The sequence below is a fragment of the Salinivibrio sp. MA427 genome (assembly GCF_001996115.1).
GTDB lineage: Bacteria > Pseudomonadota > Gammaproteobacteria > Enterobacterales > Vibrionaceae > Salinivibrio > Salinivibrio costicola.
Genome location: NZ_MUFH01000089.1, coordinates 1 through 8,851, shown reverse-complemented (window position 1 = coordinate 8,851; position 8,851 = coordinate 1). Strand labels below are relative to the sequence as shown.

General features: G+C 49.8%; 8 protein-coding genes. 1 reads left to right on the top strand and 7 read right to left on the bottom strand.

Annotation, left to right across the window (positions count from 1 at the left end; all coding sequences use genetic code 11):
* Positions 1 to 294 precede the first annotated feature (294 nt).
* Positions 295 to 3,042: a bifunctional acetaldehyde-CoA/alcohol dehydrogenase gene (gene adhE / locus BZG79_RS07835; RefSeq protein ID WP_277919073.1), complete on the top strand. Its 2,748-nt coding sequence runs from the start codon at positions 295 to 297 to the stop codon at positions 3,040 to 3,042.
* 192 nt (positions 3,043 to 3,234) lie between these two features.
* On the opposite strand, the gene BZG79_RS07830 is transcribed toward adhE, so the two are convergent.
* The 7 genes from BZG79_RS07830 to cmoB all read right to left on the bottom strand — a co-directional run.
* Entirely contained in the window at positions 3,235 to 3,498 is a 264-nt protein-coding gene (locus tag BZG79_RS07830; RefSeq protein ID WP_199877612.1) for a hypothetical protein, read from the bottom strand.
* Positions 3,464 to 3,718 carry a hypothetical protein gene (locus BZG79_RS07825; protein ID WP_199877610.1) on the bottom strand — a complete coding sequence of 85 codons (255 nt, stop codon included), beginning with the start codon at positions 3,716 to 3,718 and terminating at the stop codon, positions 3,464 to 3,466. The genes BZG79_RS07830 and BZG79_RS07825 overlap by 35 nt, the downstream gene beginning before the upstream one ends.
* 259 nt (positions 3,719 to 3,977) lie before the next feature.
* Positions 3,978 to 4,490, bottom strand: coding sequence for a VC2046/SO_2500 family protein (locus BZG79_RS07820; protein ID WP_021022358.1), 513 nt, complete (start codon positions 4,488 to 4,490; stop codon positions 3,978 to 3,980).
* Positions 4,491 to 4,570: 80 nt separating this feature from the next.
* Complete coding sequence (locus tag BZG79_RS07815) at positions 4,571 to 5,578, bottom strand: alpha-L-glutamate ligase-like protein (protein ID WP_077661266.1); 1,008 nt, start codon at positions 5,576 to 5,578, stop codon at positions 4,571 to 4,573.
* Positions 5,571 to 7,100 carry an inactive transglutaminase family protein gene (locus tag BZG79_RS07810; RefSeq protein WP_077679505.1) on the bottom strand — a complete coding sequence of 510 codons (1,530 nt, stop codon included), beginning with the start codon at positions 7,098 to 7,100 and terminating at the stop codon, positions 5,571 to 5,573. The genes BZG79_RS07815 and BZG79_RS07810 overlap by 8 nt, the downstream gene beginning before the upstream one ends.
* A gap of 56 nt (positions 7,101 to 7,156) precedes the next feature.
* Positions 7,157 to 7,975 carry an ATP-dependent zinc protease gene (locus tag BZG79_RS07805; protein ID WP_077774116.1) on the bottom strand — a complete coding sequence of 273 codons (819 nt, stop codon included), beginning with the start codon at positions 7,973 to 7,975 and terminating at the stop codon, positions 7,157 to 7,159.
* A gap of 326 nt (positions 7,976 to 8,301) precedes the next feature.
* On the bottom strand, positions 8,302 to 8,851 hold a 550-nt coding region (gene cmoB / locus BZG79_RS07800; RefSeq protein ID WP_077774115.1), incomplete at its 5' end, for a tRNA 5-methoxyuridine(34)/uridine 5-oxyacetic acid(34) synthase CmoB.

Below are 8,851 nucleotides of genomic sequence, written 5' to 3'. Positions count from 1 at the left end.
GTGTTACTTTGGTAAAAATATTGGACACGTAGCCTGTGTGCTACATGATGAATAAACCCAATGTTCATGGGGGTTAAGCAATAAATTCGTTGTGATTGATTTGATAACAAATGATCGAGATCAAGTTGCTATCGCTGTGAAAACTTATACTCAGTTTTGAAAGTTATTTACTAAATGCGATGCCGTTAGGGTGAAGAAATCTCGGTTAGAGGGGTCAAACGCCAGGCAGCCATCAAAAACCCAACCAAGCTGGTACGCTGGTGGTCGCAAGCAGTTACTAAATGATTTTCAAATATGAACCAGGAGACAACTATGCCTGTTACTAATATTGCCGAACTCAACGCGATGGTTGAGCGTGTCAAAAAGGCACAACAAGAATTTGCTACCTATTCACAGGAGCAAGTAGACAAGATCTTCCGTGCTGCATCACTGGCGGCAAACAACGCGCGTATCCCGCTGGCTAAACAAGCCGTCGAAGAGTCAGGCATGGGTATCCTCGAAGACAAGGTTATCAAAAACCACTTCGCGTCTGAGTTCATCTACAACAAATACAAAGACGATAAAACCTGCGGCATTCTTGAAGAGAATGACGAATTCGGCACCWTGACCATTGCCGAACCAGTGGGTCTTATCTGCGGTATCGTTCCAACCACGAACCCAACGTCGACAGCGATCTTCAAATCTCTGATCTCACTGAAAACCCGTAACGGCATCATCTTCTCGCCACACCCACGTGCGAAAAACTCCACTAATGATGCCGCAAAACTGGTTCTCGACGCCGCGGTTGCCGCCGGTGCGCCTAAAGACATTATTGGCTGGATTGATCAACCGTCTGTTGAGCTTTCTAACGCACTGATGAAGCACGATGACATCAACCTGATTCTGGCCACGGGTGGCCCAGGCATGGTGAAAGCGGCATACTCATCGGGTAAACCAGCTATCGGCGTGGGTGCGGGTAACGTACCTGTCGTGATTGACGAGACTGCAGACATTAAGCGTGCTGTAGCTTCTGTACTCATGTCTAAAACCTTCGATAACGGCGTGGTATGTGCGTCAGAGCAAGCGGTTATCGTGATGGACGAAGTGTATGACGAAGTCAAAGAACGTTTCGCCTCTCACAAAGGCCATGTATTGAGTAAAACCGACGCCGACAAAGTGCGTAAAGTGTTGCTTATTAACGGCAACCTGAACGCAGATATCGTCGGTCAATCAGCAACAAAAATTGCCGATATGGCAGGCGTAAGCGTCCCATCAGACACAAAAATTCTGATTGGTGAAGGCCTGGAAATCAGCATTGAAGAAGAATTTGCACACGAGAAACTCTCACCAACCCTGGGTATGTTCCGTGCCAAAAACTTCGAGCACGCTGTCGACATGGCTTGCAAAATGGTAGAAATGGGCGGTATCGGTCACACATCAGGCCTGTATACCAATCAAGATGTCAACCAAGACCGCATTAAGTATTTCGGTGACCGCCTGAAAACAGCACGTATTCTGGTGAACATTCCAACGACGCACGGTGGTATCGGTGATTTGTACAACTTTAACGTTGCACCGTCACTCACACTGGGTTGTGGCTCATGGGGTGGTAACTCAATTTCTGAGAACGTTGGGCCTAAACACCTGATGAACAAGAAAACTGTTGCGAAGCGAGCTGAGAATATGCTGTGGCACAAACTACCAAAATCTATCTACTTCCGTCGCGGCAGCTTGCCAATCGCACTGGGTGATTTGGAAGACAAGAAACGTGCGATGATCGTGACTGACCGCTTCCTGTTTAACAACGGTTATTCAGAGCAAATTGAGTCACTGCTTAAAGCGCAAGGCATGGATGTAAACACTTTCTTCGAAGTGGAAGCGGATCCAACGCTAAGCGTGGTACGCAAAGGTGCTGAAGCGATGCAAAGCTTCCAGCCTGACGTGATTATCGCTCTTGGTGGTGGTTCACCGATGGACGCAGCGAAAATTATGTGGGTGATGTACGAGCATCCAGAAACCGCGTTCGAAGAACTCGCAATGCGCTTTATGGATATCCGTAAACGTATCTACAAATTCCCGAAAATGGGTAAAAAAGCCGAATTGGTTTGTGTAACAACCACTTCAGGTACTGGTTCAGAAGTCACGCCGTTTGCGGTTGTGACTGACGACGAAACTGGTGCTAAATACCCATTGGCTGACTACGAGCTGACACCACAAATGGCGATTGTTGATGCCAACCTGGTGATGAACATGCCGAAGTCGCTGACAGCCTTTGGTGGTTACGATGCGATTACTCACGCGATGGAAGCTTACGTGTCTATCCTGTCAAATGAGTACTCGGAAGGGCAAGCGTTGCAAGCACTGAAACTGCTGAAAGACTATCTACCAGCAAGCTATACGCACGGTGCTAACGACCCAATCGCACGTGAGAAAGTGCATAATGGTGCCACCATTGCCGGTGTCGCGTTTGCCAACGCCTTCTTGGGTGTGTGTCACTCCATGGCGCATAAACTCGGTGCTGAGTTCCACCTGCCGCATGGCCTGGCGAACGCATTATTGATTTCAAACGTGGTACGTTTTAACGCCAATGACAACCCAACCAAGCAAACGGCATTTTCGCAGTACGACCGCCCACAAGCACGTCGTCGCTATGCAGAAATCGCTGACCACTTGGGTCTGGCTCAAGCCGGTGACCGTACCGCACAGAAAATTGAGCGTTTGTTAACCTGGCTTGAAGACATGAAGCTGAAACTAGACATCCCAACCTCTATCCAAGCGGCGGGTGTACCAGAAGCAGACTTCATGGCCAAACTGGACGAGCTGGCGGAAGAAGCGTTTGATGACCAATGTACCGGTGCAAACCCACGCTACCCACTCATCAAAGAGCTGAAAGAAGTGTTGGTTGCGTCTTACTATGGCAAGCCTTACGTTGAAGGTGAAACCTTTGAAGGCACCACGGTTATCAAAAAAAGAGATGACCAACCCGCTGCAGCGCCGACCAAAGCGGCTAAAGCTGACGCAAAAGCGAAAGCTGAGCAAAAGGACCAAAAAGCAGATGCCTAATGTAACCTAGGCAACCGCTTAACGAAAAAGACCCGCCACCGGCGGGTCTTTTTGATTTTACCCGTGGCGACGATGACACGAGAATACAGAGCGCTTCGCTTACGGAATACGGAAAGAGACGAGACGCTTCGCTTCTAGAGACTAGAAACGAGAAAGGACTGCCGCTTACTCGCATCGGGGCTTTTGCTCTTTCTACCCACTTGCTTCTAACAACCGGCCGTTAAAAGAATCATTCGAGACAATATACTCCGCGTTTCGAATTAATTCGTCATCCATCTCAAAGGTTGCCCGATGTCGGTGGCGTGGCACAATGCCTCCCACGCGGATCTTTAGCCCGGAAAGCTCTTTGGCCCAGCGCTGGGTTAAGCCGCCAATCATGGCATTGGCAACGGTGTCAGGGGTAAGATGAGCGCCAGCGACATTAATGATCACACCGGGGCGACCACGTTGTTGCATACACTCTGCCGCGTGCTGAACCACCAGATAACACGGCGAGGTTGTATTGGTCAGCGTTCTCGACATATCGACGGCATTGATCGGCACTTAAGCGCAGTGCTGGCCATTCAGTATCGAGCAATGCGACGTCAGCACCAAGCGAGCAAAAATGCTCTGCCATTGCGCGTCCCGATGATGAGCCGCCGGCGGTAATAACGACCACTGCGTTATCGATCTTCATGGTCAATTCCTCAATATTATCAACAAGATAGAGCGTCACGCCTTACCTTTTATACTCAAGCTAATCACGTGAAAATGACAGCTTACTCACACCTTATTCAAGCGTGGGAAGGTAATACTGGACCATAATTACGCCGACTGCGAAAAAAAGGCTCAAAACGTCTGGTCGTCTGGCAGAAATATTGTTGGGAATTGAGAGACGATCACAATTTCGATAAGGATCATGAAACCCTCTCAGGATCAACTTGCGATCTTCGTTGTTATGCGCTTACACGCATTTTATCGAAGCAATGCGATGTGGTGAGTTTTTCATACAAGGTGGCAGGGTTAAAAGCGGGGCGGCTTGGGGTTGCATCAGCTAAATGACGACGCTCATGACCGGAAAGATTATGGTAGACCGCTTCATCAAAGCCGTGTGTCCCCTGGGGCGGATAATGCATAGCGGCCGGAGCAAGTTGAAAGCGCAAATTAGCGCTGGCTAAACCGCCACGGTGAAAGGCATCGGCTTGGGCACTGGCGCGCTGATAATCTTCTTCATTACTGGCCGCCAAGGGTTGCGGCTCTGCCAGCTGGAACTGCTGGCGCAATACCGCATCATTACTGATAGGGTTATCGGTGAGGGTGAGTGGCGTTGACTCATTCGCATCCCCGGAAAGCAGCGCCATCATCAACGCAAAGTCGGAACGACGTCCTTGCACCACCGCCTGATTGAGGTTGCCCCCAAACTGGACGTCGCTAATAAGCTGCGCTTTGTCGATGGTATGGATAGTCACTGCGGTTACCCTAATTCATATCGTGATTGTGCGGATGTGTAATAGGGTATCGGCCGCGTACGGTAAACTTTAGTGGTTTTTTATCCGGTTTGTGCCAGTTGGGGCGACAATGGCTGCGTACTTTGTCCAGCAAAATGCTGCATCGAAAACGCCACGCGATCGTCTGGCATCAGCGGGTAGCGCCGAGGTGGAAGTGACTCAATCAGCCGTAACCTTGGCAGCAATCCGCAGCCATTGGCAATTTGGATCGCAAGACCAGGCCGTGCATTAAGCTCGAGTACCATCGGGCCCTTCTCTTTATCTAATACCATATCTGTCCCCATATAACCTAAGTCGGTCATCTCCCAGGCGCTGGCTGCCAGCGTGAGCAGCTGCTGCCAATGAGGCACTTTCAGGGTATAAAGGTCATGTTCCGTATCCGGGTGATGGGTGATGGGTCGGTTAAATTGCACCGCCTTTAGCGCCTTACCGGTGGCCATATCTAGCCCGACGCCTACTGCCCCTTGGTGCAAATTGGCCTTGCCATCAGATGCTGAGGTCGACAGCCGCATCATCGCCATCACCGGATACCCTTGAAACACAATCACGCGAATATCAGGGACCCCTTCATAGCTAAAACCGCTGAAGCTATCGTCGAACGCGATCAAGTTCTCGACCACGGCGACATCCGCTTTGCCACCGAGCGAGAACAGGCCCGCGAGCGTATTGGTGATATGACGTTCAACATCGTTGTGGCTCACGGTCTTGCCAGAGGCCTTGGTATAGACCCCTTGATGATTTTTCGTCACCACCAAAATGCCCTTACCGCCTGAGCCTTGCGCCGGTTTAATCACAAAACCGGGCCAATTTTCCACCATGTGATGAATACGTTTGACGTGCGCTTGGCTATCAATCACGCCGATCAACTCAGGGACGGTAGCGCCGGCTTGTTGGGCGATCAACTTGGTTTTAAGTTTGTCATCTACTAATGGATAAAGACGCCTGTCGTTGTAACGACCAATGTAACGGATATTACGCTGGTTCATCCCCATAATGCCGGCGTGATTCAGACGAAAGGGGGAGGCGAACCGTGAAAAGAATTTAATCATCACGACCGCTCCCATCCTGATGTGCTAACGGGCGAAACCGCTTCAACTCCGACAAGCGGTAGCCGGTGTAATTACCCAGCATTAATATCAATGCCAAGATCACCAGCTGCAAACCAATAAAGTTAAAGGTCAGATGCCGGACCAACTCATTGGTCATCGCCAAATACACCAACACTGCAGTGACGAGTGAGCCACCGCCTTGAATCACCACTTCTTTTGCGCCTTCCTCTTCCCATAAAATCGACATCCGCTCGATGGTCCATGACAGAATAATCATTGGGAAGAAGGTGATGGTTAGCCCTTCCATTAAGCCGATACGGAACGCGATCACGCTAAATACCGAAATAATTAAAATGACCGTGATAATCACCGCGGAAATTCGCGCCACTAGCAGCAAATTAAGCCGCGAGAGATAGCTTCTTATCACCAGCCCAGTGCCGACGATCAACACAAAGCCAACAATCCCAGTGAGTAATTGGGTTTGCACAAAGGCGACCGCAATCAGCACTGGCATAAAGGTCCCTGAAGTCTTTAACCCCACGATCACGCGCAAGAACACCACAATTAGCGCGCCAATCGGGATCAGCATAATGGTTTTAAACATCGCCTGCTCTTCAATGGGCAAGCTATGAATAGAAAAGTTAAGTAGGTTATCGGCGGAAACCTTCGCTGAAGTGGCCTGTTGTGGGCTGATATCTTGGGAGATAATTGAAAAATGTACCTGGCTATGTTCACCGCCCATCACTTCTAACAATGGTCCGCCGTGCTGGTTCCAGAGCAGGACATTACTGTGATGGCCATTTTGCCCAGTGGTTAAATCAAACAAGTGCCAGCGTGTGTCTTGCCACACTTGTAGCATGGGAGAAATGGTTTGGCGACGTCGCCCATCTTCAAGCTCCAAGCCACCGACCACGCGCGCATGCACACCTTCCAGTGCTAAGGTTTTTCGTAGGGCGTCGGGTTTGTCGAGGGTATTGAGTAACAACGCCGCGTTTTGACTATCTGGGCTATTAAATTGTTTGATGAGCTCACGGGTCAACGTAATGTTGTCCGCCGAGCGCGCCCGTGCACGATCCAACAGTGCTAAGGCCGCATTTTTGGCAGCATTATCCATCACCGGAAGCGTCACCTGCTCTTCATCAGGTGGGGCCATGGTATAGCGCGCACTGTCGTCGACTAACATTTGGTTTTTAAAATAAAGGGTTTGCTCACCGTTGGCTTGGCGCGTCGACCACTGTGCTTGGCGGCCATGTTCAGTGTTAAGCAATGAAAAGCCATAGCCTGCCGAGGAGGTGCTCTCATCGATAAGCGTAAGCCCAGGTTGGCTATCTGGTGCAGCAAGGCTAACTTTTACTGGGCCATCGCCGGCATCAAAGTTAATTCTGGCCTCAATTTGCCAGACTTGGCGGGTGTCATCCGCTTGCCAAGGCACCCCATAGCCTAGGTGACGATAGGCACTGAGTGCGATACCGGCCAAAATTAAAAAGCCGATCAAAAAGTAAAAAGGAACCCGTGAAACCATGTCGATTACCTATTTTCGTAGAGCCTATTTTCGAAGAGCCTAGCTTTTCGTAAAGCCTATTCTTGTAGAGCCGATTCTTTAGACGCTGATGGCGGCTGACGATCATCATCACTAGGCTCCGGGGGAGTGTCCGGCTGATATTGCGGATGAATGTGTACTTGGCTGACATCTACCACGGCTAAATCTTTAAAAAACGAGCGGCCCAACAATACGGGGTATTCCATATTGGTGCGATCCGCGAGGGTAAATTCGGTTTTTTCGTGAATGTTACCCACCCGGATCCACGCTTCAACCACGGGGCGGCGGTCAGTTTTATCGGTCGATGATTGCCGTATGAGAACCCAGCGCTTTACGGGTATTTCCATAAATACTGGCTGGTCATTGTTTTCACTATGATTGACATTAAACTTGACCCAGGTGTCACCATCGCGCTCAAATTCTTGAATATCTACCGCATTGAGTGACGAGGTTGCCGCGCCGGTATCTACGCGCGACTGGAAGGTGCTTTTGACTTCATCAAACCAAACCCACTCACGTCCGCCGAGGACCACTTTGTCGTTATTCACGGGCACCCGGACCACTTTTTCTTGGATTTTAACTTCCGGTTTTGGGTTAGCGAAATTGGCATATAGTTTGGCTTGAGTACGCTGAATAATAGTCAGTTGGCTCTCGAGCGCCGTGACTTTATCTGTCAGCTGAGTCAATGACGTATCGTGTTGGGTAAAAGCATCAGTCAGGCTTTGCCGCTGTTGCTGGCTCTGGGTGGCAACGGTATTGAGTTTATCCAGTGTTTCTTGGTGTTGCTGCTGAGAGGTGAGCATGCAACCGGACATCGTTAATAACAACACACTGATTAGTGAGCAACGAAAAAGCATCTAAGTCTCCACTGCATAGAAGGATGGCTACTGGCCGTATCGCCTCAAACAATGGATCAAAAGTGAGGCTGAGCGCAGATTCTAAAGGATGCGACCAAGATGGATAGAGGGATTGTGTCAAATGTTAGTCAGAATTGACTAAACGTTGATTATCTCAACGCTATCGGTGAAAAATTGCCCGAAAACAGGCAGTCGCGCCCTTGTGCATAAAGTGAACAACAATAAAAGGGCGCAGATCGCGACATCAGCGTCAGCGTTGCGTGTGCTCTAGGTCAAATTAACTACACTCTATCAAATTAACCACAGCACACGCCGCCTGGCGCGATTTAATCAGGATTGCGTGCCACTAAAATTGCGCGTTTAGGCGCCGGATACCCTTCGATGGTTTGCGTCGGGTCATCTGGGTTTAGATACTCTGGCAACGAGTTATGGGTCATCCACGCTGTGCTGCGCTGCTCATCGGTGGTGGTGACACATTCATCGACAATACGGACATCGACAAATCCGACTTTTTCCAACCACACTTTGAGCGCACGCGCCGAAGGGAAAAAGTAGACATTGCGCATTTGTSCATAGCGGCCTGATGGCACCAATACAGCGTTTTCATCGCCATCAATCACCAAGGTTTCCAGTATCAGCTCACCGTCTTTCCCCAACTGCTCTTTGAGTTGCATTAGATGATCGAGCGGCGAGCGACGGTGATAAAGCACGCCCATGCTAAACACGGTATCAAATGCACGCAGGGCAGGGAGTTTTTCGATTCCTAAGGGCAGCAGATGCGCGCGTTGATCATTGCCCATTAAACGACGAATGGCGTCGAACTGCATTAAGAAGAGCTCAGAGGGATCAATACCTACGGTAAGAGCCGCCCCTTCA

Bases quoted from the DNA above. Each gene is read 5' to 3' on its own strand.
- BZG79_RS07810 (WP_077679505.1), bottom strand. From the start codon at position 7,100: ATGGTTTCACGGGTTCCTTTTTACTTTTTGATCGGCTTTTTAATTTTG.
- BZG79_RS07825 (WP_199877610.1), bottom strand. From the start codon at position 3,718: ATGAAGATCGATAACGCAGTGGTCGTTATTACCGCCGGCGGCTCATCA.
- BZG79_RS07805 (WP_077774116.1), bottom strand. From the start codon at position 7,975: ATGCTTTTTCGTTGCTCACTAATCAGTGTGTTGTTATTAACGATGTCC.
- BZG79_RS07815 (WP_077661266.1), bottom strand. From the start codon at position 5,578: ATGATTAAATTCTTTTCACGGTTCGCCTCCCCCTTTCGTCTGAATCAC.
- BZG79_RS07830 (WP_199877612.1), bottom strand. From the start codon at position 3,498: ATGCAACAACGTGGTCGCCCCGGTGTGATCATTAATGTCGCTGGCGCT.